The 25655-nt window shown below is 67.2% G+C and carries 22 protein-coding genes and 1 pseudogene; 7 read left to right on the top strand and 16 right to left on the bottom strand.

All coding sequences use genetic code 11. From position 1 onward, the window contains the following. The first annotated feature begins 50 nt into the window (after positions 1 to 50). The 4 genes from NP552_RS25140 (at position 51) to NP552_RS25125 (ending at position 6292) form a co-directional block, all read left to right on the top strand. The gene (locus NP552_RS25140) at positions 51 to 974 is read left to right on the top strand and encodes a transporter (protein WP_052504233.1); all 924 of its coding nucleotides are present in this window, start codon (positions 51 to 53) and stop codon (positions 972 to 974) included. A 34-nt stretch (positions 975 to 1008) separates the two neighbouring features. Then, positions 1009 to 3081 carry a PQQ-dependent dehydrogenase, methanol/ethanol family gene (locus NP552_RS25135; protein WP_274097274.1) on the top strand — a complete coding sequence of 691 codons (2073 nt, stop codon included), beginning with the start codon at positions 1009 to 1011 and terminating at the stop codon, positions 3079 to 3081. Between the two features lie 149 nt (positions 3082 to 3230). Next, positions 3231 to 5066 carry a flavin monoamine oxidase family protein gene (locus tag NP552_RS25130; protein WP_058541184.1) on the top strand — a complete coding sequence of 612 codons (1836 nt, stop codon included), beginning with the start codon at positions 3231 to 3233 and terminating at the stop codon, positions 5064 to 5066. 218 nt (positions 5067 to 5284) lie between these two features. Then, positions 5285 to 6292, top strand: coding sequence for an Ldh family oxidoreductase (locus NP552_RS25125; protein WP_058541183.1), 1008 nt, complete (start codon positions 5285 to 5287; stop codon positions 6290 to 6292). 115 nt (positions 6293 to 6407) lie between these two features. On the opposite strand, the gene NP552_RS25120 is transcribed toward NP552_RS25125, so the two are convergent. The 16 genes from NP552_RS25120 to NP552_RS25045 all read right to left on the bottom strand — a co-directional run bounded on the left by NP552_RS25120 (position 6408) and on the right by NP552_RS25045 (position 22784). Next, entirely contained in the window at positions 6408 to 7988 is a 1581-nt protein-coding gene (locus tag NP552_RS25120) for an aldehyde dehydrogenase (NADP(+)) (RefSeq protein ID WP_274097273.1), read from the bottom strand. A 27-nt stretch (positions 7989 to 8015) separates the two neighbouring features. Then, complete coding sequence (gene abaF / locus NP552_RS25115) at positions 8016 to 9407, bottom strand: fosfomycin efflux MFS transporter AbaF (RefSeq protein WP_100633765.1); 1392 nt, start codon at positions 9405 to 9407, stop codon at positions 8016 to 8018. Between the two features lie 81 nt (positions 9408 to 9488). Beyond that, positions 9489 to 10406, bottom strand: a complete 918-nt coding sequence (locus NP552_RS25110) for a dihydrodipicolinate synthase family protein (RefSeq protein ID WP_043861054.1) — start codon at positions 10404 to 10406, stop codon at positions 9489 to 9491. Positions 10407 to 10530: 124 nt separating this feature from the next. After that, a complete protein-coding gene (locus NP552_RS25105; RefSeq protein ID WP_054916117.1) occupies positions 10531 to 11559 on the bottom strand; it encodes a trans-3-hydroxy-L-proline dehydratase in 1029 nt (342 codons plus the stop codon). A gap of 103 nt (positions 11560 to 11662) precedes the next feature. Further along, positions 11663 to 12385, bottom strand: a complete 723-nt coding sequence (locus tag NP552_RS25100; protein ID WP_054916116.1) for an amino acid ABC transporter ATP-binding protein — start codon at positions 12383 to 12385, stop codon at positions 11663 to 11665. Next, the gene (locus tag NP552_RS25095; RefSeq protein WP_043861057.1) at positions 12378 to 13028 is read right to left on the bottom strand and encodes an amino acid ABC transporter permease; all 651 of its coding nucleotides are present in this window, start codon (positions 13026 to 13028) and stop codon (positions 12378 to 12380) included. The genes NP552_RS25100 and NP552_RS25095 overlap by 8 nt, the downstream gene beginning before the upstream one ends. Positions 13029 to 13038: 10 nt before the next feature. After that, on the bottom strand, positions 13039 to 13704 hold the full coding sequence (locus tag NP552_RS25090; RefSeq protein ID WP_043861058.1) for an amino acid ABC transporter permease: 666 nt from the start codon (positions 13702 to 13704) through the stop codon (positions 13039 to 13041). After that, positions 13697 to 15478 (bottom strand): cis-3-hydroxy-L-proline dehydratase, encoded by a 1782-nt coding sequence (gene lhpI / locus NP552_RS25085; protein ID WP_274097272.1) that lies wholly within the window; start codon positions 15476 to 15478, stop codon positions 13697 to 13699. Before lhpI ends, NP552_RS25090 begins: the two co-directional genes overlap by 8 nt. A 10-nt stretch (positions 15479 to 15488) precedes the next feature. Further along, entirely contained in the window at positions 15489 to 16307 is an 819-nt protein-coding gene (locus NP552_RS25080; protein ID WP_043861060.1) for an ABC transporter substrate-binding protein, read from the bottom strand. 248 nt (positions 16308 to 16555) lie between these two features. Beyond that, positions 16556 to 17305, bottom strand: a complete 750-nt coding sequence (locus NP552_RS25075) for an AraC family transcriptional regulator (protein ID WP_043861061.1) — start codon at positions 17303 to 17305, stop codon at positions 16556 to 16558. Positions 17306 to 17379: 74 nt separating this feature from the next. Further along, positions 17380 to 18636 carry an NAD(P)/FAD-dependent oxidoreductase gene (locus NP552_RS25070; protein ID WP_274097271.1) on the bottom strand — a complete coding sequence of 419 codons (1257 nt, stop codon included), beginning with the start codon at positions 18634 to 18636 and terminating at the stop codon, positions 17380 to 17382. Continuing rightward, positions 18633 to 18869: a 2Fe-2S iron-sulfur cluster-binding protein gene (locus tag NP552_RS25065; protein ID WP_043861063.1), complete on the bottom strand. Its 237-nt coding sequence runs from the start codon at positions 18867 to 18869 to the stop codon at positions 18633 to 18635. The genes NP552_RS25070 and NP552_RS25065 overlap by 4 nt, the downstream gene beginning before the upstream one ends. Beyond that, the gene (locus tag NP552_RS25060; protein WP_078480796.1) at positions 18862 to 19977 is read right to left on the bottom strand and encodes an NAD(P)/FAD-dependent oxidoreductase; all 1116 of its coding nucleotides are present in this window, start codon (positions 19975 to 19977) and stop codon (positions 18862 to 18864) included. Before NP552_RS25060 ends, NP552_RS25065 begins: the two co-directional genes overlap by 8 nt. After that, complete coding sequence (locus tag NP552_RS25055; RefSeq protein ID WP_078480797.1) at positions 19974 to 20906, bottom strand: 4-hydroxyproline epimerase; 933 nt, start codon at positions 20904 to 20906, stop codon at positions 19974 to 19976. Before NP552_RS25055 ends, NP552_RS25060 begins: the two co-directional genes overlap by 4 nt. A gap of 153 nt (positions 20907 to 21059) precedes the next feature. Further along, positions 21060 to 21764, bottom strand: a complete 705-nt coding sequence (locus NP552_RS25050; RefSeq protein ID WP_058541363.1) for a GntR family transcriptional regulator — start codon at positions 21762 to 21764, stop codon at positions 21060 to 21062. A gap of 42 nt (positions 21765 to 21806) precedes the next feature. Beyond that, positions 21807 to 22784, bottom strand: coding sequence for a LysR family transcriptional regulator (locus NP552_RS25045; RefSeq protein ID WP_274097270.1), 978 nt, complete (start codon positions 22782 to 22784; stop codon positions 21807 to 21809). Positions 22785 to 22897: 113 nt separating this feature from the next. Here NP552_RS25045 and NP552_RS25040 point away from each other — a divergent pair, with 113 nt between their 5' ends. The 3 genes and pseudogenes from NP552_RS25040 (at position 22898) to NP552_RS26205 (ending at position 25568) form a co-directional block, all read left to right on the top strand. After that, complete coding sequence (locus tag NP552_RS25040) at positions 22898 to 23785, top strand: SDR family oxidoreductase (RefSeq protein WP_054916111.1); 888 nt, start codon at positions 22898 to 22900, stop codon at positions 23783 to 23785. 145 nt (positions 23786 to 23930) lie between these two features. Next, positions 23931 to 24704, top strand: a pseudogene (locus NP552_RS26210) (cache domain-containing protein); the annotation flags it as partial. Between the two features lie 30 nt (positions 24705 to 24734). Further along, positions 24735 to 25568: a methyl-accepting chemotaxis protein gene (locus NP552_RS26205; protein WP_371920459.1), complete on the top strand. Its 834-nt coding sequence runs from the start codon at positions 24735 to 24737 to the stop codon at positions 25566 to 25568. Positions 25569 to 25655: the final 87 nt, after the last annotated feature.

The following is a 25655-nucleotide window of genomic DNA, read 5'->3' as shown; positions in this document are numbered from 1 at the left end:
TGCCGCCCATTGGGTGGCTCATCCGACAAAAACAATAAACAGGTGACTCGATGAGCAAGACCGTACTGTCAAGCGTGCCGGCACACCGCCGTCGTACTGCATTGGGCTGGGCACAGGCCTGGACGCTGGGCCTCGCCGGCTGCCTGGGCAGCCAGGCGCACGCCGTGGATGTGGACGCCGGGGACTACACCGCGTTGCCCGAAGGCACCAACCTGGGCATGGTCTACTACCAGCATGCCGAACGTCGCTCGCTGTACTCCGGTGGCCACAAGCAGCCGGTGCGTGCCGGGCTGAACTCCGACATCGGCATTCTCAGGGGCGTGCACTTCATGAAGCTGGGCGGGTTCACCATCGACCCGCAGTTCCTGCTGCCCTTCGGCCAGCTCGAAGGCAAGCGCGACACCTCGGGCCTGGGCAAGAGCGATGGCGGCATCGGCGACCTGATCCTGGCCTCCACCGTGTGGCTGGTGGAGCGCCCGGAAGAAAAGACCTATTTCGGCATCACCCCGTTCCTCTACGTGCCCACCGGCCGCTACGACCGCGACGACGCGCTCAACATCGGCGAGAACCGCTGGAAGTTCGCGCTGCAGGCCGGCTACATCCAGGGCCTGGGCGACAAGTGGTGGCTGGACCTGATCGGCGACGTCACCTGGTTCGGCAAGAACGACGACGCCACCTCCGCCGGCCTGACCCTGCGCCAGTCCGCGCTGTACCAGGGCCAGGCGTTCCTGCGCTACCAGCTCACCCCGAGCCTGGACCTGCGCGTGGGCTACTCCAGGTTGTGGGGCGGCGAAACCCGCCTGGACGGCGTCGACCAGCACGACAAACCCGACACCGCCAAGTTTCTGGTGGGCGCAGGCTGGTTCGTCACCCCCAAGACCCAGCTGCTGTTCAACTATGGCCGTGACCAGTCGGTGGAAAACGGTTTCAAGGAAGGCGACCGCTTCAACGTACGCCTGATGCAGGTGTTCTGACCCGCACCTGCAGCCATCACCGAGGACACCGAACATGAAAAAACCTTTGCGTACTTCATTGCTGATGCTGTGCCTGGCCACCCCGCTGGCAGCCCTTGCCGCCGGGGTGGACGAGGCCGCCATCCGCGCCACCGAACAGGCCGGCGGCGAGTGGCTCAGCCACGGCCGCACCTATGCCGAACAACGCTTCAGCCCGCTCAAACAGATCGACGCCAGCAACGTCAAGTCACTGGGCCTGGCCTGGTACATGGACCTGGACAACACCCGCGGCCTGGAGGCGACACCGCTGTTCCACGACGGGGTGATCTACACCTCGATGTCCTGGAGCCGGGTGATCGCGGTCGACGCCGCCAGCGGCAAGGAGCTGTGGCGCTACGACCCCGAGGTGGCCAAGGTCAATGCCCGTACCTCGTGCTGCGACGCGGTCAACCGCGGCGTGGCACTGTGGGGCGACAAGGTCTACGTCGGCACCCTGGACGGGCGTCTGATCGCCCTCGACGCCAAGACCGGCAAGGCCATCTGGAGCCAGCAGACCACCGACCCGGCCAAGCCCTACAGCATCACCGGCGCGCCACGGGTGGTCAAAGGCAAGGTCATCATCGGCAACGGCGGCGCCGAATACGGCGTGCGCGGCTTCGTCTCGGCCTATGACGCCGACACCGGCAAACTGGCCTGGCGCTTCTACACCGTACCGGGCGACCCGGCGCTGCCCTACGAGCATCCCGAACTGCGCGAAGCGGCCAAGACCTGGCAGGGCGACCAGTACTGGAAGCTCGGCGGTGGCGGCACGGTGTGGGACAGCATGGCCTACGACCCCGAGCTGGACCTGCTCTACGTCGGCACCGGCAACGGCTCGCCGTGGAACCGCGAGGTGCGCAGCCCGGGCGGTGGCGACAACCTGTACCTGTCGTCGATCCTCGCCATCCGCCCCGACACCGGCAAGCTGGCCTGGCACTACCAGGTCACCCCGGGCGACAGCTGGGACTTCACCGCCACCCAGCAGATCACCCTGGCCGAGCTGAACATCGACGGCAAACCGCGCAAGGTCCTGATGCAGGCGCCTAAAAACGGCTTCTTCTACGTGCTCGACCGCACCAACGGCAAGCTGATCTCGGCCGAGAAGTTCGGCAAGGTCACCTGGGCCGAGAAGGTCGACCTCGCCACCGGCCGGCCGGTCGAGGCCCCTGGGGTGCGCTACGAAAAAGAGCCCATCGTGATGTGGCCCAGCCCCTTCGGCGCGCACAACTGGCATTCGATGTCGTTCAACCCCGGCACCGGTCTGGTGTACATCCCCTACCAGGAAGTGCCCGGTGTGTACCGCAACGAAGGCAAGGACTTCGTCACCCGCAAGGCATTCAACACCGCCGCCGGCTTTGCCGACGCCACCGACGTGCCGGCCGCCGTGGTCAGCGGCGCCTTGCTGGCCTGGGACCCGGTCAAGCAGAAGGCCGCCTGGAAGGTGCCGTACCCCACGCACTGGAACGGCGGCACCCTGAGCACCGCCGGCAACCTGGTGTTCCAGGGCACCGCGGCGGGGCAGATGCATGCCTATTCCGCCGACAAGGGCGAGGCGCTGTGGCAGTTCGAGGCGCAAAGCGGCATCGTTGCCGCGCCCATGACCTTCGAGCTGGCCGGGCGTCAGTACGTGGCGATCATGGCCGGCTGGGGCGGCGTGGCCACCCTGACCGGCGGCGAGTCGATGAACCTGCCGGGCATGAAGAACCGCAGCCGTCTGCTGGTGTTCGCCCTCGATGGCAAGGCGCAGTTGCCGCCACCGCCCCCGGCGCCCGCCAAGGTCGAGCGCGTGCCCCAGCCCGTCACCGCAGCACCCGAGCAGGTGCAGGCCGGCAAGCAGCTGTATGGCCAGTTCTGCAGCGTGTGCCACGGCATGGGCACCATCAGCGGCGGTTTGATTCCCGACCTGCGCCAGTCCAGCGACGCCACCCGCGAGCACTTCCAGCAGATCGTCCTGCTGGGCGCGCTCAAGCCACTGGGCATGCCGTCGTTCGACGACTCGCTCAAGCCCGAGGAGGTCGAGCAGATCAAGCTCTACGTGATGTCGCGCGAGTACGAGGACTACATGGCGCGGCACAAAGCCGCACCTTGAATCGCACCGGCGGCCTGTGTACGTCACAGGCCGCCGGTCGGGTGCGTGTTGGTGCTCCGGGTCGGTCTGGTCTTTTCTGAAAGAAGTCACATCGCTGGCAGTCTTTGTGACCTCAACGCAAGAGCCCGATTGCCCCTGGAGCCACTGCCATGTCCGCCATCCCTTCGCGCAGCCCCCGCAGGACGCCACTTGCCCGCAACAAGGACGTGACCGCGCTGGTCCCGGACTTCCCGTTCCACTACGCCGACTACCTCGCCGCCGCCCGTGCCGCCGGCCAGCCGCTGTGCCGCGTGCCGCCCGAGTGCTGGGGCCGCAAGGTGCTGGTGGTCGGCGCCGGTATCGCCGGCCTGGTGGCGGCCTACGAACTGCTGAAGATGGGCCTGCACCCGGTGGTGCTGGAGGCCGGCGAGCGCATCGGCGGGCGGCTGTATTCCAGGGTCATGGGCGACCCCGGCGCCGAGGTGATCTGCGAGCTGGGCGCCATGCGCTTTCCGGTATCCGGCAAGGCGCTGTTCCACTACTTCGACAAGGTGGGCATGACCGCGCAGTCGGCGGACTTTCCCAACCCCGGCACAGCGGCCGCAGTCAGCACCGTGGTCGACTACCAGGGCCGCGTGAAGTACTACGAGCACGACAGCCCGGTGTTTCCCGTGCCACCGGAGTACCTGCAGCTCGAAGAGCAGTTCTTCGACACCTTTCTGGCGGGCGCGCCGTTCCACTTCCATGAACTGGAAACCGCCATGACCGAAGGCAGCATCGACCAGAAAGCCATCAAGCGCCTGTGGAATGCCATCGTCCACTGCGGCGCCGGCCGCAGCTGGGACGACGTCAGCTTCTACCAGGCCCTGCTGCAGGAGTCGGGGTGGAGCCGCGAGCAGATCAACCTGTTCGGCCAGATCGGCTTCGGTACCGGTGGCTGGAACACCGACTACCCCAACAGCATTCTCGAAGTGCTGCGGGTGCTGTACACCGGGCTGGATGCCAGCCACCGGCTCATGTACCAGGGCGCCGATGCACTGCCCAGGGCGCTGTGGACGCAATCGCCCACTGCGTTGGGCGACCCCTGCGCCAACGGCCAGGGCGACAGCAGCGTCGAGTCGATGACCCGCCAGGTATTCGCCGAGCCGTTCAACCAGGAGGTCCGGCATATCAGCCCGCTGGCGAACGGTGAGTTCTCGGTACTGGTCCACGACCTCAAGCGCGATACCAGCGCCTGGCTGACCATCGGCCACGTGGTCTACACCCCGCACCTGCGGGTGCTCGACAAGCTGCGCGCCAGCGGCACCGTGCAGCAACTGAAGGCCATGGACGCGCTGCTGCCCAGCGCGACCTGGGAGGCCGTCAAATACACCCACTACATGCAGTCGGCAAAGATCTTCGCGGCCACCCGGCGGCCCTTCTGGCACGAACGACCGGGGCCGATGCAGGAACGCACGCTGAGCGTGACGCTGTCCGATGGCCTCACCCGTGGCACCTACCTGGTCGATTACGCGCAGGCGCCAAGCGGCTACCGCGGCAGCGGCATCTTCCTGTCGTACACCTGGAACGACGATGCGCTGAAGTTCCTGGGCGACCGCGCCAGGCCGGCGCCGCAGCATGCCCAGTTGTGCACCACGTTGCTGCAGGCCATCTACCCCAACGTGGACCTCGCCGCGCACTACAGTGCCAGCAACACCTTCGTCGAGTTCAACTGGGAGGACCAGCCGCACTACCTGGGCGCCTTCAAGATGAACCTGCCCGGGCAGTACGCCTACCAGCGCAGGCTCTTCGCGCAGTTCATGACCGGGGTGGGCGATGCCACGCCCTACGGCTTCGTGCTGGCCGGCGACGACGTGTCCTGGACCGGTGGCTGGGCCGAGGGCGCGGTCACCAGCGCACTCAATGCCGTGAACAAGATTGCCGTGTGCCTGGGCGGCGCGAGCGACCCGCGCAACCCCGGCCCGGTGGAATCCTGGGCCGACCTGCAACCGGTCGAACTGCGCTGAAGCTATCCACAAAAAAAGTGGGTAGCTCTGTGGATAAAGCGCTACACGCTACGTACCACAAGGGCTGCGTCAGTTTGATTACAAACTGAACAGCTTCTCTGGGTGTGCGTGGGGGGCTGTTGGCCACTGTGCCAAGTTCGTCATGCCCGTGGTCCGAATCGATCAAGCCCGGCCCCGGTCGATGGGGCACGATGGACGGTCTGTCCAAGGAGCTGACCATGATTCGACTGACCCTTACCCAAGCCCATGAACTGGCAGAGTCGATCCTGCTGCACAACGGTTTCAACGCGGCGCACGCCGCAGCCGTGACGGCCACGGTGGTCGCCGGGGAGCGCGATGGCTGCGCCTCCCATGGGCTGTACCGGGTGATCGGCTGTGTGAACTCGCTCAAGGCCGGCAAGGTGTCGGCGGCGGCCGAGCCGCAGGTGATCGACCAGGCGCCCTCGATCGTGCGTGTGGATGCTGCTGGCGGCTTCTCGCAGCTGGCGTTCCAGGCCGGCTTGCCGATGCTGCAGGCCAAGGCCCGCAGCAACGGCATCGCGGCCCTGGCCATCAACCATTGCGTGCACTTTTCGGCGTTGTGGGTCGAGATCGAACAACTGACCGAGGCCGGCCTGGTGGTGCTGGCGTGCAACCCCAGCCATGCCTGGGTGGCGCCGGCCGGGGGCAGCCAGCCGGTGTTCGGCACCAACCCCATCGCGTTCGGCTGGCCGCGTGCGGGCGCCAACCCGTTCGTGTTCGACTTTGCCACCAGCGCGATTGCGCGCGGCGACATCGAGCTGCATCGGCGCGCCGGCAAGGCCATCCCCGAAGGCTGGGGCGTGGATGCCCAGGGGCAGCCGAGCACCGACCCGAACGTGGTGCTCGACAGTGGCGCGATGCTCACCTTTGGCGGGCACAAGGGTTCGGCGCTGGCGGCGATGGTCGAGCTGATTGCCGGGCCGCTGATCGGCGACCTGACCAGTGCCGAGTCGCTGGCCTATGACGCGGGCAGCAAGTCCTCGCCGTACCATGGCGAGCTGATCCTCGCGCTGGACCCGCAGCGGTTTCTGGGGGCGGGCGCCGAGGCGCACCTGGCGCGGGCGGAGGCGGTGTTTGCGGGCATCGAGGGGCAGGGTGCGCGGCTGCCGTCACAGCGCCGCTTCGAGGCGCGCAAGCGCAGCCTGGAGGAGGGCGTGCAGATCCCCGAGGCGCTGTACAACGACCTCAAGGCATTGCTGAACTGAAACCCCATCGCGGGCCAAGCCCGCTCCCACAGGGTCTCCACTGACCATGAACACAGTGGTGTACCTGTGGGAGCGGGCTTGGCCCGCGATGGGCTGCAAAGCAGCCCCAAATCAGTCAGAGCGGTTCGCGACTGCTACAACCCTCCACCAACCGCACAATCCCCAGCGGGTTGCCATCCTGCAACGCCGCCGGCAGCAGATCATCCGGGCAGTTCTGGTAACACACCGGCCGCAGGAACCGATCGATCGCCAGGCTCCCCACCGACGTCCCCCGCGCATCCGAGGTGGCCGGGTAGGGCCCGCCATGCACCATCGCATCGCACACTTCAACACCGGTCGGGTAGCCGTTGAACAGCACCCGCCCAACCTTCTGCTCCAGCAGCGGCAGCACCTGGGCAAACTGCGCCAGGTCGTCGGCTTCTGCAATCAGGGTGGCGGTCAACTGCCCATGCAGGCTCGCCAGCGCGCTGTGCAACTGATCCGCATCGGCCACTTCCACCACCACCGTGGTCGGCCCGAACACCTCCTCCTGCAACAGCGCATCACCGTCGAGCAGCAAGCTCACATCTGCCTTGAACAGCTGCGGCTGCGCCTGGTTGCCCTGTTGTTCACGGCCCGCCAGGTGGCTCACCCCAGGATGCGCCTGCAACGCCTGTACGCCCCTGGCATAACTGCGCAGGGTGCCGGCATTGAGCATGGTCTGCGCCGGCTGCTCGCCCAGCGTCGCCGCCAAGTGCGCAACAAACGCCGAAAACTGCGGCGAGCGCAGCCCGATCACCAGCCCGGGGTTGGTACAGAACTGCCCGCAGCCCATCACCACCGACGCCGCCAGCTCCGTGGCGATTTTCTCGCTGCGCACCTGCAGCGCCTGCGGCAGCACCAGCACCGGGTTGATGCTGCTCATTTCGGCAAACACCGGGATCGGCTGCGCCCGCGCCGCCGCCATGTCGCACAGCGCGCGCCCGCCCTTGAGCGAGCCGGTAAAGCCCACGGCCTGGATCGCCGGGTGCTTGACCAGCGCCTCGCCCACCCCGGCGCCATAGATCATGTTGAACACGCCCTCGGGCATGCCGGTGCGCTCGGCGGCGCGAATGATCGCGTTGGCCACGTGCTCGGCCGTGGCCATGTGCCCGCTGTGGGCCTTGAACACCACCGGGCAGCCGGCCGCCAGCGCCGCTGCGGTATCGCCCCCGGCGGTGGAGAACGCCAGCGGAAAGTTGCTGGCGCCGAACACCGCCACCGGCCCCACGCCGATACGGTACTGGCGCAGGTCCACCCGTGGCAGCGGCTGGCGCTCGGGCAATGCGCGGTCGATGCGTGCACCGTAGAAGTCGCCCCGGCGCAGCACCTGGGCAAACAGGCGCATCTGCCCGCTGGTGCGGCCGCGCTCGCCCTTGATCCGTGCCGTGGGCAAGGCCGTTTCGCGGGTTACCAGCGCGACGAAGTCATCGTCCAGCGCGTCCAGCTGCTCGGCTATGGCCTCCAGAAACTCCGCCCGGCGCCCGGCCGGCAGGTTGCGAAACGTCGGGTAGGCCGCCGCTGCGGCGCGGGCGGCAGCGTCCACTTCCTCGGCGGTGGCCTGGGTGAAACGGTACGGCAGGGCGTCGCCGGTGGTGGCGTCATGGCTGTGCAGGGTGATGCTGCCGGCGGCGCTGCGCGCACCGCCGATGTAGTTGTGGCCGATGATCTCGGTCATGCAGACCTCCTGTTGAAAGGGTTGGGCTCAGGCCAGCGAGTTGCCGCGAGCGCTGGCGGTGTCGGTGCTGGCGGCAACCCGCTCGGCCGACTCGGCGTCGACCAGGTGCAGCGACTTGCCACGGGTTTCACGGGTCAGGCCGACGGCGACGATGGAAATCGCCGCGGCGCCCACCAGGTACCAGGCAATCGGCGTCGAGCTGTTGTACTTGTTGAGCAGGGTGATGGCGATCAGCGGTGCCAGGGAGCCGGCGAAAATCGGCGCCACCTGATAGCACAGCGACAAGGCGGTGTAGCGCACATGGGTGGGGAACATCTCGGCCATCAGCGCCGAGTAGGGCGCATAGGTCATCGACTCGATGGCCAGGCCCAGGGTGATCGCCGCCATGATCAGCCAGTTGTTGCCGGTGTCCATCATCGGGAAGCCGACGAAGCCCCAGAACGCGGTCAGCACCGCACCGGTCAGGTACACCGGCTTGCGCCCCACCAGGTCGGACAGGTAGCCCATCAGCGGGATCAGGAAGAAGTGCAGCAGGTGCGCGCCGAACATCAGCAGCAGAATCTGCGAGGTGTCCTTGTGCACCACCAGCTTGAGGTAGGTGATCGAGAAGGTCACCACGGTGTAGTACAGGATGTTCTCGGCAAACCGCGCACCGATGCCCACCAGTACCGAACGCCAGTGATGGCGCAGCACTTGCACCACACCCAGCTGCTGCACCTTGTGCTGTGCCTGGCGGGCCTGGGCCTGCTTGAAGATCGGGGCATCATCCACGCTGGTGCGGATCCAGTAGCCGATCAGCACCACCAGTGCCGACAGCCAGAACGCCACGCGCCAGCCCCAGGCCAGGAACTGCTCCTCGCTCAGGGTGCTCGACAGCGCCAGCAGCGCCACCGTGGCCAGCAGGTTGCCCGCCGGTACGCCGGCCTGCGGCCAGCTGGCCCAGAAGCCGCGACGGTTGTCCGGGCAGTGCTCGGACACCAGCAGGATCGCGCCGCCCCATTCGCCGCCAAAGGCGAACCCCTGGATCAGGCGCAGCAGCACCAGCAGGATGGGCGCGGCGTAGCCGATGCTGTCGAAACCGGGCAGGCAGCCCATCAGAAAGGTGGTGATGCCGACCACCACCAGGCTCAGTTGCAACAGGCGCTTGCGCCCGAACTTGTCGCCATAGTGGCCGAACACCAGGCCGCCCAGCGGGCGGGCCAGAAAACCTACGGCGTAGAGGGCGAAGGCGGCGATGATGCCGTCGATGGGGCTGTCGGTCTGGCGAAAGAACAACTGGCCGAACACCAGTGCCGAGGCCGTACCGTAGAGAAAGAATTCATACCATTCGGCGACGGTACCGGCCATGGCGGCCGCTACCACACGCTTGAGGCCCGCCGGGGCGGTGGTTGCGCGGGGAGAGGGGTGTGCAGTGCTCATGCTGGCGTTTCCTGTGCAGGCGCAAGACAGAAAAACTGGCGCGCCGGGTGGGCCCCGCAGAGAGGCCCGCCCGGCACTCACTCAGAGGCCGACATCCGGCAGTTCAGGGCGATTGGCCAGGGCCTTGGCCATGATCTGCTCGACGAACTCGCGGTCGTCCTTTGGCAGGGCCAGGCGCGGTGGACGGGTCAGCGCGCTGCCGCGACCGGCAATGGCTTCACACAGCTTGATGCACTGCACCAGGTCGGCGCGGGCATCCAGGTGCAGGATCGGCATCAGCCACTCGTAGATCGGCATGGCCTCGGCAAAGCGTCCGGCCTTGGCCAGGCGGAAGATCGTCTCGCCCTCCTTGGGGAACACGTTGGACATGCCCGACACCCAGCCCTCGGCGCCCACCGCGATGCTTTCGAGCACCACGTCGTCGAGGCCGGCGAACAGCACGAAGCGGTCGCCCACCTCGTTGCGCACGTCGATGAAGCGGCGGGTGTCGCCGGAGGAATCCTTGAAGCACACCACGTTGTCGCAGTCGGCCAGGGAAATCAGGATGTCCGGGGTCACGTCGTTTTTGTAGATCGGCGGGTTGTTGTAGACCATCAGCGGCACGTCGGCATGCTTGGCCACGTAACGGTAGTGCTCGGCGGTCTCGAACGGCTTGGAGCCGTACACCAGTGCCGGCATCAGCATCACCCCGTCCACGCCCACCTTGCGCACCGCGTTGGCCACCTTGGCGGCCTGCACGCTGGTGAACTCGGCCACGCCGCAGATCACCGGCACACGCCCACGCGAGGCATCCACCGCCACTTCGGTCACGGCAATCTTTTCTTCGGCCGTCAGCGAGGTGTTCTCGCCCACCGAGCCGCACACCACCAGGCCCGACACGCCGTCGCGGATCACGTTGGAAATCACCTGGTGGGTTTTTTCCAGGTTGATGGAGAAGTCGTCGTTGAATTGGGTGGTGACCGCAGGGAACACGCCACTCCAGTTGATGCGCTTGCTCATTGGTTGTCTCCGGTGGTTGTTAGTATTTCGTATACGATATTTTATGTGTGTGAAGCAGACCAGCGTTATTTCGGGGTTTTTGCTGGTCTTTTTGCTTAGGGTTTGTGAATCAAGGGCTTAGCGATCAGGCGCCGGGCCAGGTGTCCGACAGTCGGTAGCCTTGTGGCCACGGGTCGGCGGGGTCGAGCAGCAACTGGTGGGTGCCGGTGATCCAGGCGCGCCCCGAAATGCACGGGTAGATGGCGGCGCGGCCGGCCACTTCGGTCAGCGAATCGATGCGACAGTGGAACTCCGAGCCCAGGATCGAGCGGCCGATGAAGCGTTCGCCCACCTGCATCAGGCCCTTGGCCTGCAACACTGCCATGCGCGCCGAACAGCCGGTGCCGGTGGGGGAGCGGTCGATCTTGCCGGGCTGGATCACCACCGCGTTGGCACCGGTGGCCACGCCATTCTCCATCACGATGGGCGCGGCGATCTGGCAGAACGAGATATGCGACCAGCCGGGGTTGAGCGGGTGCACAAAACCCAGTTGCTCGTTGGCGGCGCGGGTGATCTTCAGGCCCACCTCCACCAGGTCGGCGGCCTCGTCGGGGCGAATGGCAAAGCCCAGGCGCTGGGCATCGACAATCGCGAAACTGTCGCCGCCATAGGCGGTGTCGACCTGCAGCGAGCCCACACCCTCGACCTCGATCCAGGCGTCCAGGCGGTCGGCGAAGGAGGGCACGTTCCTGACCTCCACGCGCTGAACCTTGCCGTCCCGGCATTCGGCCACGGCCTCGATCAGGCCGCCGGGGGCTTCGAGCACCAGGCGGGTCTGCGGCTCGGTCATCGGCAGGATGCCGCTGTCGAGCAGCACCGTGGCCACGCACAGCGAGTTGGAGCCGGACATCGGCGGGGTGTCGGCCGGCTCCATGATGATCCAGCCCATCTGCGCGGCCGGGTTCTTGGGCGGCACCAGCAGGTTGACGTGGCGGAACACGCCGCCACGCGGTTCGTTGAGCACGAAATTGCGCAGGGTGTCGTCCTGCGCGATCCAGCGCGACTGTTCCCACAGGGTGTCGCCCGGTGGCGGCGCGACGCCACCGACAATCACATCGCCGACCTCGCCTTCGGCGTGGCAGCTGACTACATGAATCACCTTTGATGAACGCATTGCCTGGCTCCTGATTGATGGTGTGGCCTTCGCTGGCAAGCCAGCTCCTACAGGCTGCGCAGAACCCTGTAGGAGCCGGCCTTGCCGGCGAAGGGGTCTGAAGCTATTTCACCGACTTGAGAAACGCCGCCGTCTCCGGCTGCTGCGGATTGCCGATCACCTGGTCCGGCGAGCCGATCTCGTGCACCAGCCCGTTGCGAAAGAACGCCACCCGGTCCGACACATCCCGCGCAAAGCGGATCTCGTGGGTCACCAGCACCATGGTCATGCCGTCTTCGGCAAGCATGCGCATGGTGTCCAGCACTTCGCCCACCAGTTGCGGATCGAGCGCCGAGGTGGCCTCGTCGAACAGCATGTAGTCCGGCGACATCGCCAGCGCCCGGGCAATCGCCATGCGCTGCTGCTGACCACCGGACAACTTGCCGGGGAAGGTCTTGAACTTGTCGCCCAGCCCCACGTGGGTCAGCTGCTGGATCGCCAGTGCCTCGGCTTCCTCGCGGCTCTTGCCCAGTACCTTGCGCGGCGCCAGCATCACGTTCTCCAGCACCGTCAGGTGCGGGAAGGCATTCCACTGCTGGAACACGATGCCGATCTTCTGGCGCAGGCGGTTGAGGTCGGTGGCGCGGTTGTGCACTTCGATGCCGTCCACGCGAATGCTGCCCTTCTGGATCGGCTCCAGGCCGTTGATGCACATCAGCAGGGTCGACTTGCCCGAGCCCGAACCGCCGATGATCGACACCACCTCGCCCTTGTTCACCGTCAGGCTCACGCCCTTGACCACTTCCAGGTCGCCGAAGGATTTGTGTACGTTGTCGATCTCAATCATTTTCTTGCCACCTTCTTTCCAGTCGGGCGCCCAGGCGTGCGACCACCAGGCTCATGACGTAATAGATGAGGCCCGCGATGCACAGCACCAGCAGGGGTTCCTGAATCCGTGTGACGATGGTCTGGGAGGCGCGCAGCAATTCGACGATGCCGATCCACATCACCAGCGCGGTGTCCTTCATCACGCTCAGCACCAGGTTCAGCCAGCCCGGAAAGGCCACCCGCGAGGCCATCGGCAGCACGATCCAGCGCAGGTCCTGCAGGTAGCTCAGGCCCAGCGACCGACTGGCCCGGCGCACGCTGGGCGGTACCGCCAGCACACCGCTGCGCACGATCTCGGTGAAGTACGCCGCGGCGTACACCCCCAGCACGATGCAGCCCACGCTGAAGGCGCTGATGTTCAGGCCCACGATGCTCTTGAACGAGTTGAACAGCACGAACTGGATCAGCAGCGGCACGCTGCGAAACACATCCAGCACCCAGGCCAGCGGCAGGCTGGCGCGTGGCAGCAGCGCACGCAGCAGGCCGAACACCAGCCCGGCCACCGAGCCCAGCATGATCGACCAGAAGGTCAGCTGCAGGGTGACCCAGGCCCCGTCGAGCAGGAACAGCATGTCGTTCCAGGTAAAGCTTGTAGAAAACATGGACAGCTCCTCAGTAACGGAACAGCCGCCAGGCCATCAGCCGGGCCACCGCGACGATCAGCTTGGCGATCAGGTAATACAGCACCGCTGCAATGGCGAAGTACTCGAAGGTGCGGAAGGTCTTGACGTTGTAGTCCTGGGTCACGCCGGTGAGGTCGTTGTTGAGCCCCACGATCACCCCCAGCGAGGTCATCAGCACCGCCCACACCATCTGGTTGCTCAAGGGGTAGAACACCACCCGCAGCAGCTGCGGCACGATGATCATGCGGTAGGCCTGGAACGCGCTCATGCCCAGCGAGCGTGCCGCGCGCATCTGCGTGGTCGGCACTGCCTTGAGCCCGCCGCGAAAGTTCTCCGCCAGGTACCCGGCGTTGTTGAAGGTGATGCCGGCCAGCAGCGCGAACCACGAACTCACGTGCAGCCCCAGCGAGCCGAGCCCGAAGTACAGGATGTAGATCTGGAACAGCGAAGGGGTGTTGCGCGCAATCGATACCCAGGCATTGCCGATGCCGCGCAACACCGGCTGCTGCGCTTCACGCATCACGGTCAAGGCCAGGGCGATCAGCACGCCGAAGATCATCGACAGCGCGGCGGTCTCGAAGGTGACCCAGGCGCCGGCCAGCATGTCGGGCAGGGCGCGCAGGGCCGAGCGCCATTGGAAGGTGTAGTCAAACATGCGCGGGGCTCTCCTGTGGGGCGGCCGGTTGCAGCCAGGCCGGCAGGCGACCGCTGGCGCTGCCGGTGCAGGCGGCCTCGACGCACTCGCCAAGGCTGGCGAAATGCACCGCCCGGCCCGCCAGCCCGGGGGCGTAGTGGGCGTATTTGCCCGAGTTGGTCATCAGTGTGCGGGCGGCGGGCGGGATCACCGGCTCGCCGAGCATGCACCAGCAGGTGTCGGTCACCAGCACCGCGCCGAAGGCTTCGATCGGGGCAAGGTGGCCGGCGTCACGGGCCTGCTCCAGCACCGCACGGCCGCAGGTGATCACCAGGCTGACCGCCGGGTTGCGCGTGCGCCCGCGGCACAGCTGTGCCAGGTGCGCGAACTCGCCCAGGGAGAAGTGCGGGTTGCCCAGCGACACCAGGTCCACCTGGCTGTCACGGGCACTGTTCAGCTCGCGCCAGCTCACCAGCAGGTCGGCCAGGGCAATGCGTTTTACCGGCAGCACCTCGCCCGCGCTGACCGCCTGGGCCGGGTCCAGCGCTTCGGGTGTGACCCCGGCGATATGGAACAGCGGCGCCGCCGAGGTGGTGGCGAACGCGGCGCCGAAGGCCTTGAGGTCGTCGTGGGTCGGGGCAAAACGCTCCAGCCCTGTCACCAGCGGGATCCGGCTGCCGACCATGGCGCCGATGTGATAGCCCAGCAGCGGGTAGAACGCATCGTCCAGGTGGGTCAGCGCCGGCAGGTCGATCTGCACCCGCGCCTTGCGCTGGGCCTCCAGGTGGCAACCGATCAGCGGCGCGCGGCCGGTCAGGGCGATGCAGATATCCAGGTAGTCGGGGTACTTCAGGGTACGCGCGCCGAGCACGCTGTTGGCGTACACCACGGCGTTGGACTCGGCCCACACGATCTGCTCGCCGAGCTTCGGCGCGCTGTCGAGCAGGTAGGGGGCGCAGGTAAAGCTCATCTGCGCGCCCATCGCCATGTAGGCATCGCCCAGCGCACTGGCAGGTTCGCCCAGCGCCGCGTCGATACCCAGTTCGCGCCAGCGGCGCTGGTCCACGGAAATCGAGTTGAGGGTGGTTGGCACCCGCACCCTGGCGCCCCACTGCACCAGCTGCTGCGCAAAGCGCAGGCTGGCGGGGCCGGTGTAGATGCAGCCGTCGATATGCGCCTGGCTGATGTCCACCAGGCTGTGTGCGCCCTGCAGCTCGGCCATGCGCAGCACGATCTGCATCGCCACCTGCGCGGCCTTGCCCAGGTCGCCCGCGAGCAAGGCCTGGTCGTGGTCGGTAAGGGTGAGGGTGGTCGGGCGCGTCGCCGCCGGCGGGCTGGCGGGGGCTGCCGGCAGCGCCTCGGCGGGGGCCTGGTCGAACAGCACCAGGCGCTCGCCCTGCACCTGCGCGAAGGCCTTGCCGCGCAGGGCGGCAAAGGCCTGCTGGCCGATGCACAGCACCGGCAGCGAGCGCCCGAACAGCAACTGCGCCACCAGCACGCCCAGGGTCAGGATCTCATCCGGTTCGGCCAGCACCAGTGCCGCCGGTGCATGGCCGTTGCTGATCAGCTCCATCATCACACTGCTGCCGGTGCACGAGCCGCGCCCGCTGGGAATGGCCAGCACGCGGCCGGCCAGGTGTGCGCCGCTGAGCGGGTGATGGCGGTCGATGACCTCGCCGCTGAAGGCGTCGACACCGCCCCAGAAACTCAGGCCGATGTCGGCGAACAGCAACTCGCCACTGGCCGCGCCATCGACCAGGCTACGCCCGTTCAGGGCAGTGGAAGGGCTGGACATGCCGGGCACCTCAGTAGTAGACCTTCGGCACGGTCAGGTCGGTCGGCGGGATATCGGTGCCTACCCATTTGACGAACAGCTCGTTGTAGCGGCCGCTACGTACCTGCTGGTTGACGAACAGGTTGAGGTAGTTGAGCAGGCCGTACTCGTTGCGCTTGGCTCCCAGCGACACGTAGTCGATCACGTAGGGTGCGTTGCCGGCGATCTTCAGGTTCTTGTACTTGCCCGACTTGAGCGTGGCGGCGGCCACGGTGTTGGTCACCACGGTGGCATCGATGTGCCCCTGGGCCACGGCCAGGATGGTGTCGTTCTGCGACTGGTAGGCGCGGAAACTGCCGCTGCCCCACTGCTTCACGTCCTTCTCCAGTGCGATGGCTTCATAGGTGCCGCTGGTGTTGCCCAGGGCCTTGCCCTTGATGTCGTCGAAGCTGTTGATGCCGGTGTTGTCGCGGGTAAGCACGACCATCTGGAAGGCAAAGTAGGGCACCGTGAGGCCGACCGTCTTGGCCCGCTCCAGGGTGTCGGAGGTGGACGCCACGATCACGTCGGCCCGCCCCGAGACCAGCGCCGGGATACGGTCCGGGAACGGCGTCTCGACGATCTCGGCATCTACCCCGAGGACCTTCGCCAGGTCGTTGCAGTAGTCGACGTCGAAGCCGGCCGGCTTGTTGGCGTCGTCGCGAAAGCCCATGGGCGGGAAGTCCAGGGTCACGGCGCAGCGCAGCTTGCCGGAGCCGATGATGTCATCGAGCTTGTCGGCCTGGGCGGTGGCGATGAAGGAGGTACTGAGCACAGCGCTGAGAGCTACAACAAAAGCGGGGTTTTTCATGGAAGCCTCGTTTGTCGGAAGGTGCTGGTAGCGGGCGTATTGTGAATTTCGTATACGATATTTTTATAGCAATGCGCGTGCCTGTTTTTGCCCGGGCGATGCAATTGCTTTGCGGCCCTTGAGCCAGAGGACTTGCGTTGAATCCGGCAGGGCAGGCGGGCGGTGCGCAGGAAACGCTGCCCGGTGCCGGCGGTGTTACATATGGGAGCAGTGGGTGCGGCGGCGCACCCTAAAGGAACACACCGCGTCTAGCGGCGGGTATCGCGGTACTGGCTTGGCGACAGGCTGGTGAGGGCGCGGAACTGGCGGCTGAACGCGCTGTGGTCGGTGTAGCCGCAGCGCAGGGCGATCTCGGTGATCGGCAGGTCGCTGTGGTGCAGCAGCCGCGAGGCTTCTTCAAGGCGCACCTTGTGGATCATCTGGCGCGGGGTGAGCTGGAACACACGCTTGCAGTTGCGCTCCAGCTGCGCGGCAGACAACCCGGCAATCGCGGTCAGCTCGGCCAGGCTCACGGGCCGTGCGAAGTGCTCGCGAATGTGCGCATCCACCGCCGCCAGGCGATCGAAGCCGGGGTGGCTGGCCTGGGGCGCCTGCAGGTCGCGGGAGATGCCGGCCAGGCCGACGATCTGGCCCTGGGTGTCGAACAGTGCCAGCTTGTGGGTCAGGCACCACACCGGCTGGTTGCCGAAGTACAGGTGCAGTTCGAGCTGGTCGGCCAGCTCGCGGCCGCTGTCGAGCACGCGGCGGTCCTGCGCGGTGTACAGCGGGCCGAAGCGCTCGGGGAACACGCTGTCGGCGGTCAGCCCCAGCAGCTCGTGGCTGTGCCTGAAGCCGCAGCGCCGCGCCAGGGTGTGGTTGACGAAGGCGTAGCGGGCCTGGGTGTCCTTGATGAAGAACACCACGTCGCTCAGCGTATCGAGCAGCGGCGCGATCGGCTGCAGGCTGCTCAGCAGGCTGGGCAGGTCGCAGGGCTGGAAGCTGTTGAGCGATACGTACATGGCGCTGACGGTCTGGTGGGCACCTTCGGGATCATAGAGATCCGGCGCCCGCCTCGAAAGCCCCGGGGTGCGTTTCATGCGGGCGGGGTGTCGTCCAGGCACAGCAGGGTCTCGATGCGCGCCGGGCTGAACGGCGGGCGCGGCGCCGAGGGCTGCCAGCCGAACAGGTGCTGCGCTGCGGCGCCGCACACCCGGCCCTGGCAGGCGCCCATGCCGCAGCGACTGCTCAGCTTGGCCTCGCGCCAGTCACGCTGGCCGGCGAGCTTGCTGTAGGGCACATCCTCGCAGCGGCATACCAGGGTGTCGGGGCGGGCCAGTTGCTTGAGCTGCGGGGCAAGGGCGAAGGCGTGGTTGAGCGCCTTGGCGAAGCCCTGCCAGCGCGCTCGCTGCGGCCAGTGGCGGGCGGCGCCCTGGCGGTCGCCCACGGCCGCCAGCCCGGCAATGGTGCCTTCCACCAGCGCCAGTTCGCTGCCCCCAAAACCGGTGCATTCCCCCGCCGCGAACAGGCCCGGCTCACTGGTGGCCTGCCACGCATCCACGGCCAGCGCCTGGCCGTGGAGTGTGCAGCCCAGGGCCTGGCCGAGCTGGCTGTTGGGAATCAGGCCGAAGCCGCAGGCCAGGCGCTCGCAGGCCAGCTCGACCAGGTTGCCGTGCTGGCGCAGGCGCACGCCTTCGAGGCGCTCGCTGCCGAGTGCCTCCACCACATGGCTGTCGGTGCGGTAGTGGCGGTCGAACAGGCCGAACGCCTGCAGCAGCTTGTTTGGCCAGCGCGGCAGTTGTGCGGCAAAACCCGCCACCGCGCCGCGGGTTGCCTGTTCGGCAACGCCTACCACCTGCGCGCCGTTGTGCCGCGCCGTGGCAGCGCTGGCCAGCAGCAGCGGGCCGCTGCCGGCGATCACCACGCGCTGGTCGCGCACCGGCAGGCCGCCCTTGATCAGTGCCTGCAGGCCACCGGCACCGGTCACGCCGGGCAGGGTCCAGCCGGGGAAGGGCAACAGCAGTTCGCGTGCGCCGGTGCACAGGATCAGCGTGTCGTAGCCGATCACCCAGCCGCGCTCGGCGTCTTCCACCAGCAACTGGCGCGGGCCGGTGGCGGCGATCACGCGGGTCTGCGGGTGGTGCTGCACATTGTTCAAGGCGCCCACGTGCTCGCGCAGGCGCTGTGCCTGCGCCGGCACGCTGGCCTGCGGGCCGTCGCGCCAGATCTGCCCGCCGGGCCAGGGGTTGTCGTCCAGCAGCACGATGCGTGCACCGCTGGGGGCAGCGGCCAGTGCGGCATTGAGGCCGGCCGGGCCGGCGCCGATGATCAGTACGTCGGCATGGGCGCTCATGCGCGGGTCTCCACCTGCATGCCGTCGCGGCACAGGGTCTGGCAGGCCAGGCGGCGCCGGCCGTCGATGCTCACCCGGCATTCCTGGCAGATGCCCATGCCGCACAGCGGTGCGCGGCGCTGGCCGCTCACCGAGGTACGCGTGCAGCCGTCGCCAGCCAGGGCCAGTGCAGCGGCCACGCTGGTGCCTTCGGCCACGCGCAGGGCACGTCCGTCCAGGGTCAGTTCAGGCATGGGTCGGTTCTCCGAGAAAACGCTGTGGCAGGTAGGCCTGTGCGGCCAGGGGCGGGTGTTCGTCGAACAGTTGCGCCACCAGCAGGTCGGCGGTGGCCGGGGCCGTGGTCACGCCCAGCCCTTCATGCCCCACCGCCAGCCACAGGCCGGGGCGTTGCGGGTGCTGGCCCACCAGCGGCAGGCCGTCGGGGCTGGCGGCGCGAAAGCCGGTCCAGGCGCGAATCGCATTGAGCTGGGCCAGCGCCGGCACGTATTCGGTGGCGCGCTTGAGCATCCTGGCAAGCATCCAGCCTTCCACCTGCGGGTCGGTGGTGCCGAACTGGCGTGAGGCACCGATGAACAGCTGGCCGGTAGGGCGCGGCTGGATATTGCACGCGGCCGACGGGCCGCTGGCGTTGTGCGCACTGGTCACGTAGCCCAGTTCCACCAGGGTGTGGGTGACCTGGCCGGGGTAGCGGTCGGTGATCAGCAGGTGGCCCTTCTTGGGTTGTATCGGCAGTTCGGGGCACAGTTCGGTGGCCTGGATACCGTTGGCCAGCACCACGGCCGTGGCGGCCAGCCACTGTCCGTCGTCCAGGCGCACCCGGGCGCCATCCACCTCGGCGACCCGTGCCTGGCGCTGGCGAATGCGCGGCTGGTCGAGCATCCAGCGTGCGGTGGCCGGGGCATACAGAATGCCGTCGTCCTCGATCAGCAGGCCGCCCTCCAGCCCTTCGCGCAGCAATGGTTCGCGTTCGCGCAATCGAGGTGCGCCGACCAGCTGGCAGATCACCCCATGGGCGCGCAGGTTGGCGTGCTTGTGCTCGGCCACGGCCATTTCTTCAGCGTTGGCGGCCAGCCACAGGGTGCCGTTGCTGCGGTAGGCGCAGCCTTCGGGCAGGTTGCGCGCAATGTCGCGCCAGCGTTGCAGCGAGTATTGGCTCAGGGCCAGTTCGGCGGGGTTGTCGTCCAGCACCAGCAGGTGGCCCATGCCGGCGGCGGTGGCGCCGGGCAGCCCGGCATCCAGCACCAGCACGTCGAGGCCGCGCCGGGCCAGGGCCTGGGCGCAGGCCGCGCCGATGATGCCGGCGCCCACCACGATCACATCGGCGGCCAGGCCCTGGGTCACAGGCGGATGCCCCAGGCGAACGGGTCGTCCTGCTCGATGATCAGCGTGGCTTCGGCGCTGATATGCGCGCGGCCGCGAATGGTCGGCACGATGCGATCGCCTGCGGTTTCGAACGAGCCTTCGAACTGGCTGCCGATCACGCTGGCCTGGCGCCAGATCTGGCCCGGTTGCAGCTTGCCGTCGGCGGCCAGGCACGCCAGCTTGGCGCTGGTGCCGGTGCCGCAGGGCGAGCGGTCATAGGCCTTGCCGGGGCACAGCACGAAGTTGCGGCTGTCGGCGTCGGGGTCGTCGGCGAACAGCTCGACGTGATCGATCAGGCCGCCGTCCTCGCCGCGCAGGCCCTGATCTTCCAGGGCCTGCTGCACGGCCACGGTGTAGGCGGTGAGCGCGTCGAGGTTGTCGCCGCTGATACGCAGGCCGTGCTCGGCCACCAGGAAGAACCAGTTGCCGCCCCAGGCGATATCGCCGGTCACTTCGCCGATGCCGGGCACCTGCACGCTGACGGCGTGGCGATAGCGGTAGGCGGGTACATTGCGCACGCTGACCGAGTGGTCGTCGTGCAGGGTGGCTTGCACGTTGCCCACGGGGGTTTCGAGGGTGTGGGTGCCGGGGCCGATCCTGCCCAGGTGGGCCAGCGAGACCACCAGGCCGATGGTGCCGTGGCCGCACATGCCCAGGTAGCCGGTGTTGTTGAAGAAGATCACCCCGGCGCAGGCGCTGGGGTCGACCGGTTCGCAGAGCAGTGCGCCCACCAGCACATCATTGCCGCGGGGTTCGAGCATGCAGGCGGCGCGCCACTGATCGTGGTGTTCGGCCAGCTGTTGCCTGCGTTCGGCCATGCTGCCGTGGCCCAGGTCGGGGAAGCCTGCGGTGACCAGGCGCGTGGGTTCGCCGCCGGTGTGGGAGTCGATCACGGTGATGCGTTTCATGGGGCGCGTCCGTTGGGGGGTATGGACGCAAGGGTGGCGGTTGGTGGGGGGTGGCGTCTTGATGGAATTGCGCGGTGTGGATGACGAAATCGGCATAGGGCCATGACATGTCCGAACTGTTGCAACGCGCCATGGCCTGGGGGTTTTGAGAGGTCAGCCCTGTTGGCCCGGCTCCAGACCGGGGTGGGGCTTGGCCATCGGCAAGTGCTCCAGCAAGGTCTCGCACACCCCCGCAATATGCTCATCCAGCAAGCCCACCGCGCGCTCCACATCACCCGCCCGGCATGCATCGAGGATCTCGCGGTGTTCGTGGTCGGCACGCTCCTTGCCCGCCGACAGGCTCATCTGCATGCGCAGGTACCGCTCCAGCTTGTCGTTCACCGAACGGATCATGCTCACCAGAAACGGTCGCTGCGCCGGCTCGTACAGGCACGCATGCAACTCCCAGTTCAACTGCGCCCAGCGCCCCACATCGTTCTCGCCAATGAACTCCTGGCAGATGCGCTCGGCCTGTTCGAACGTGGCCTCGGTCATGTTCGGGATGGCCAGGCGCAACACCTTGTCCTCCAGCAACATGCGCACCTCGAACATCTGCGCCAGCTCGAAGTCCGACAAGCGCGTGACCATCGCCCCACGGTTGCGCTGAAACATCACCAACCCCTCGGCCTCAAGCCGCTTGAGCGCCTCGCGCACCGGGATCTTGCTGACGTTGAACTGACGCGCGATGTCGTCCTGGCGAATCGGCTCGTCTTCGTCGAAGTGCCCGGCCACGATGGCATCGCGCAGGTGCCGGGTGATGATCTCGGACGTGGAGGGCGTGTTGCCCAGGTCCGGCGCGTTGAGTTTGGGTAGGTTCACGGTGGCAATCATTCGAGGGGATTTAGGGATATGGTATACGAATTATCTGGAAACGTTCGCCCGGGAGCGCGACGCGTTGCCACACGATGACGGCGACGGCGGCTCGAAACCGTCCCCCGACAGGCACTGGCGCAGGTGCGTCAGCAGCGTCGCGACCTTGGGCTGCGCCTGCCGGCTCTTGAGCCACGCCAGGTGAATCGGCAGGCCGTCGGTGGCCAGCGGCGCCAGCACCTGCACCAGGCTGCCGTCTTCCAGCTGACGACGAATCAGCCAGGTCGGCAGCTGTGCGATGCCATGCCCGGCCAGCACTGCGGCCACCTGGCCCTCGGCATCGCCCACCGCCATGCGTGCCGGCATGATCCGACGCTCGGTATGCCCGGGGCGGGCGGTAGGGAAGTGCCACGGGCCGACCATGCCGTCATTGAGCCCGTACACGATGCAGCTGTGGCGTTCCAGTTCGAGCTCGTTGCCGGGCTCGCCATGGCGCTCCAGGTACGCGGGGGCGGCGCAGAACACCACGCGCTGCGAGCCCAGGTAATGGTGCCCCACCGCCGCCGGCCAGCTTTGCGGCCCGCCGATACGCACGAACAGGTCGATGCCGGCCTCGACCGGGTCCACGAAGCGGTCGGAGAAGGTCACGTGCGGCATCAGCAGTGCATGCTCGCGCACGCAGGCCAGAATCGCCAGCAGCCCGTGCAGGCGCCCGAAGGCCGCCGGCAGGTCGATGCGTACCCGGCCGCGTGGCTCGGCGTCTTGGGTGCTTAGCGCCAGCTCCGCCTCTTCCAGCTCGGCCAGCACGCCGGTGCAGGTGCGATAGAACGCCGCCCCGGCTTCGGTCAGCGCCACGCGCCGTGTTGTGCGTGCCAACAGGCGCGTGTGCAGCCGCGCCTCGAGCCGCGCGACGCTCTTGCTGACTGCCGAGCCGGTCAGGTTAAGGCGCTCGGCCGCGGCCTTGAAGCTGCCCAGGTCGGCCACGCAGACGAACACGTCGATGCCCTTGAGGCGTTCCGAAGAATACATGTGCCCACCCCATTGATGAATTGCAGTCACTTTACCCGGTAAAACATATCGCCAATACGCCGTTTGTTCCCGAGTAGCCTGATTCAACCTCTATTGCACAACAGGTTGCGACCATGCACGACACCAAGCCCACCGTCCTCATCACCGGCGCCACCGGCCAGATCGGCGGCGACACCCTGCGCTTTCTGCAAGGCGACGACACCATCGAACTGGTGGCCGCCGTGCGTTCGCCGGCCAAGGCGCAGCCCTTCGAGGCCCGTGGCATCCGCACGGTGATCATGGACTTCGACCACGAGCACACCCTGGCGCCGGCCCTGCAGGGCGTCGACCGGGTGCTGCTGGTGACCGGCTACAGCGTCGACATGCTGCGCCAGAGCAAGGCCTTTCTCGACCGCGCACGCCACGCCGGGGTGCAGCACGTGGTGCACCTGGGGGCCTGTGGCGATGACGACGCCACCATCGGCCACTGGGCCTGGCACCAGTTCGTGGAGCGCTATGTGCAATGGTGCGGCTTCAGCTTCACCCACCTGCGCCCGGAGTGCTTCATGCAGAACCTGCTCAGCTACGACGGCACCCAGGCCGTGCGCAACGGCGTGATCGAACAGTACACCGGCCACACGCGGTTCAGCTGGGTCGACGGCGAAGACGTGGCGCGGGTGGCGGCGCAGGCCCTGCTGCACCCGCAGCGCCATGCCGGGCAGACCTACCGCCTGGGCTACGACGTGAAGTCCTACGACGAGGTGGCACAGGTGATGAGCGAGGTACTCGGCCAGCCGTTTCGCTATGACGCGCAATCACCCGACGTGTTTCTCGAAAACATGCGCGCCGCCGGCGCCGAGATGGCCTACATGAGCTGCGTGCACGACAACTTCACGCGCATGGCCGCCGGCACCATCCCCGGGGTCGACCAGGTGTTCGACAACTTCCAGGCCATCACCGGCCGCGAGCCGGTGCGCTGGGTGGATTTCGTGCGCAAGCACCGGGCTGCATTCGCCTACTGATCGAATACATGTCTGAATCTTTTTGTAAGAGGTAAATGACATATTAGAAGCGGGTCAATCTTCATTTTAAAATACAATAGTGTATGTTTGTGCGCGGTGCGCCTTGCGCCGTCGTGCATAACAATAAAATGAGGTATTGCCCCCTATGATCGGGTTGAGACATCTGCGTATCAGCACCCGCATCACCGTGCTGGTGATCGGTATCACCCTGTTTGTCGTGTTGCTCAGTGGCTGGCTGGGGCTGACCCTGCAACGCAGCCTGCTGCAGGAGAAGATGGCCGGTGTCGGCACTGCGCTGGACACCGCATCCACCCTGCTGGCGCATTATGAGAAGCAGGCCGAGGAAGGCCACCTGAGCCGCGCCGAGGCGCAGCGCCAGGCGGCAGAAATGGTCAGCCGCATTCGCTACCTGGGCGACAACTACCTGCTGATTCTCGACCTGCAGCACCGCATGCTCATGCACCCCAAGGCACCCGCCCTGGTGGGCAAGTCGCAGGCCGATTTCAAGGACGTCAACGGCAAGCCGTTCGCCCGTGAAATGATCGACCGGGCCGTGGCCCAGGGGCGCGGCACGGTCGAGTACTGGTTTCCGCGGGCAGCCGCGCAGGCGCCGGAATTCAAGGTGTCCGAGGTGGTGCTGTTCAAGCCTTGGGGCTGGGTGCTGGCCAGCGGCATCCACCCGCAGGACGTGCGCCACGAAGTGAACACGGTGCTGCGCATGCCGGCGTTGCTGGTGCTGGTGGCGTTGCTCGGCATGGCGCTATGCGCCTGGCTGCTGATTCGCAGCATCACCCGGCCGCTCAACCACACCGTGCAGGCGCTGGCTCGCGCCACCGATGGCCACACCGACCTGACCTTGCGCCTGCCCACCGACGGCTTCGACGAGCTGACCCAGGTGGCGCACAGCTTCAACCGCCTGGTGGAGGCTGCGCACCGCGTCACCCGCAGCATGGCCAAGGCCAGCCAGCGCATCTCCAGCACCAGCGACAGCCTGGGGCAGATCACCGAGGCGGCGCAGCGCAGCATGCAGGCCCAGCAACTGGAGACCGACAGCGTGGTCACGGCCATGAGCGAGATGGTCAGCACCGTGCAGGACGTGGCGCACAACGCCAGCGTCGCCGCCAGCGCCACCCGCGATGCCGAGCAACAGGCCACGGCCGGCAGCGCCACGGTGCGCGATGCCGGTGAGGCGATTGGTGCGCTGGCCGAGGCGCTGGAGCACAGCCGCAGCGTGGTGGACCAACTGGCCACCGACTCGGGCAGTGTCGGGCGCGTACTGGACGTGATCACCGCGATTGCCGAGCAGACCAACCTGCTGGCGTTGAATGCTGCCATCGAGGCGGCGCGTGCAGGTGAGCACGGGCGTGGCTTTGCGGTGGTGGCGGACGAGGTGCGCACGTTGGCGCGGCGTACGCAGCAGTCGACGCTGGAGATCCAGCAGATCATCAACCGCGTGCAGGCCGGTGCCAGCCAGGCGGCGGCGCAGATCGGCGCCAACGTCGAGTCGGCGCAGCAGCCGGTGGCCGCCTCGGCGCGGGCCGGGCAGGCGCTGGCGTTGATCGATGCGTCGGCGTCCACGGTGAGCCAGATGACCTTGCAGATTGCCAGTGCGGCGGAGCAGCAGGCGGCCACGGCAGACGGTATCAACCGCAGCGTCACGCGCATCCACGACGCCTCGACGGTGAGCGCGCGCACCATCGAGCAGACGCGCCAGTCGTGTGATGAGCTGAGGGCGTTGGCGCAGCAGCTGGAGGAGCAGGTGGGGCAGGTGGTTACGGGGTAGGGCGCGGCAACGGACGTGTAGGAGCGGGCCTTGCCCCGCGAACTGGTGCGAAGCACCAGCAGGACCGGCACAGGCGGCCTGACTGCC

The organism is Pseudomonas sp. 8209 (assembly GCF_028682105.1).
Lineage (GTDB): Bacteria > Pseudomonadota > Gammaproteobacteria > Pseudomonadales > Pseudomonadaceae > Aquipseudomonas > Aquipseudomonas palmensis.
This window is presented reverse-complemented; position numbering and strand designations above follow the sequence as displayed.

What these genes read in the sequence shown, in the direction of transcription:
- NP552_RS25105 (WP_054916117.1), bottom strand. Translation starts at nt 11,559, where the DNA reads ATGCGTTCATCAAAGGTGATTCATGTAGTCAGCTGCCACGCCGAAGGC.
- abaF (WP_100633765.1), bottom strand. Translation starts at nt 9,407, where the DNA reads ATGAGCACTGCACACCCCTCTCCCCGCGCAACCACCGCCCCGGCGGGC.
- NP552_RS26205 (WP_371920459.1), top strand. Translation starts at nt 24,735, where the DNA reads ATGGCCAAGGCCAGCCAGCGCATCTCCAGCACCAGCGACAGCCTGGGG.
- NP552_RS25140 (WP_052504233.1), top strand. Translation starts at nt 51, where the DNA reads ATGAGCAAGACCGTACTGTCAAGCGTGCCGGCACACCGCCGTCGTACT.
- NP552_RS25125 (WP_058541183.1), top strand. Translation starts at nt 5,285, where the DNA reads ATGATTCGACTGACCCTTACCCAAGCCCATGAACTGGCAGAGTCGATC.
- NP552_RS25095 (WP_043861057.1), bottom strand. Translation starts at nt 13,028, where the DNA reads ATGTTTTCTACAAGCTTTACCTGGAACGACATGCTGTTCCTGCTCGAC.
- NP552_RS25130 (WP_058541184.1), top strand. Translation starts at nt 3,231, where the DNA reads ATGTCCGCCATCCCTTCGCGCAGCCCCCGCAGGACGCCACTTGCCCGC.
- NP552_RS25080 (WP_043861060.1), bottom strand. Translation starts at nt 16,307, where the DNA reads ATGAAAAACCCCGCTTTTGTTGTAGCTCTCAGCGCTGTGCTCAGTACC.
- lhpI (WP_274097272.1), bottom strand. Translation starts at nt 15,478, where the DNA reads ATGTCCAGCCCTTCCACTGCCCTGAACGGGCGTAGCCTGGTCGATGGC.
- NP552_RS25090 (WP_043861058.1), bottom strand. Translation starts at nt 13,704, where the DNA reads ATGTTTGACTACACCTTCCAATGGCGCTCGGCCCTGCGCGCCCTGCCC.
- NP552_RS25135 (WP_274097274.1), top strand. Translation starts at nt 1,009, where the DNA reads ATGAAAAAACCTTTGCGTACTTCATTGCTGATGCTGTGCCTGGCCACC.
- NP552_RS25070 (WP_274097271.1), bottom strand. Translation starts at nt 18,636, where the DNA reads ATGAGCGCCCATGCCGACGTACTGATCATCGGCGCCGGCCCGGCCGGC.
- NP552_RS25100 (WP_054916116.1), bottom strand. Translation starts at nt 12,385, where the DNA reads ATGATTGAGATCGACAACGTACACAAATCCTTCGGCGACCTGGAAGTG.
- NP552_RS25055 (WP_078480797.1), bottom strand. Translation starts at nt 20,906, where the DNA reads ATGAAACGCATCACCGTGATCGACTCCCACACCGGCGGCGAACCCACG.
- NP552_RS25075 (WP_043861061.1), bottom strand. Translation starts at nt 17,305, where the DNA reads ATGTACGTATCGCTCAACAGCTTCCAGCCCTGCGACCTGCCCAGCCTG.
- NP552_RS25120 (WP_274097273.1), bottom strand. Translation starts at nt 7,988, where the DNA reads ATGACCGAGATCATCGGCCACAACTACATCGGCGGTGCGCGCAGCGCC.
- NP552_RS25110 (WP_043861054.1), bottom strand. Translation starts at nt 10,406, where the DNA reads ATGAGCAAGCGCATCAACTGGAGTGGCGTGTTCCCTGCGGTCACCACC.
- NP552_RS25065 (WP_043861063.1), bottom strand. Translation starts at nt 18,869, where the DNA reads ATGCCTGAACTGACCCTGGACGGACGTGCCCTGCGCGTGGCCGAAGGC.
- NP552_RS25045 (WP_274097270.1), bottom strand. Translation starts at nt 22,784, where the DNA reads ATGTATTCTTCGGAACGCCTCAAGGGCATCGACGTGTTCGTCTGCGTG.
- NP552_RS25040 (WP_054916111.1), top strand. Translation starts at nt 22,898, where the DNA reads ATGCACGACACCAAGCCCACCGTCCTCATCACCGGCGCCACCGGCCAG.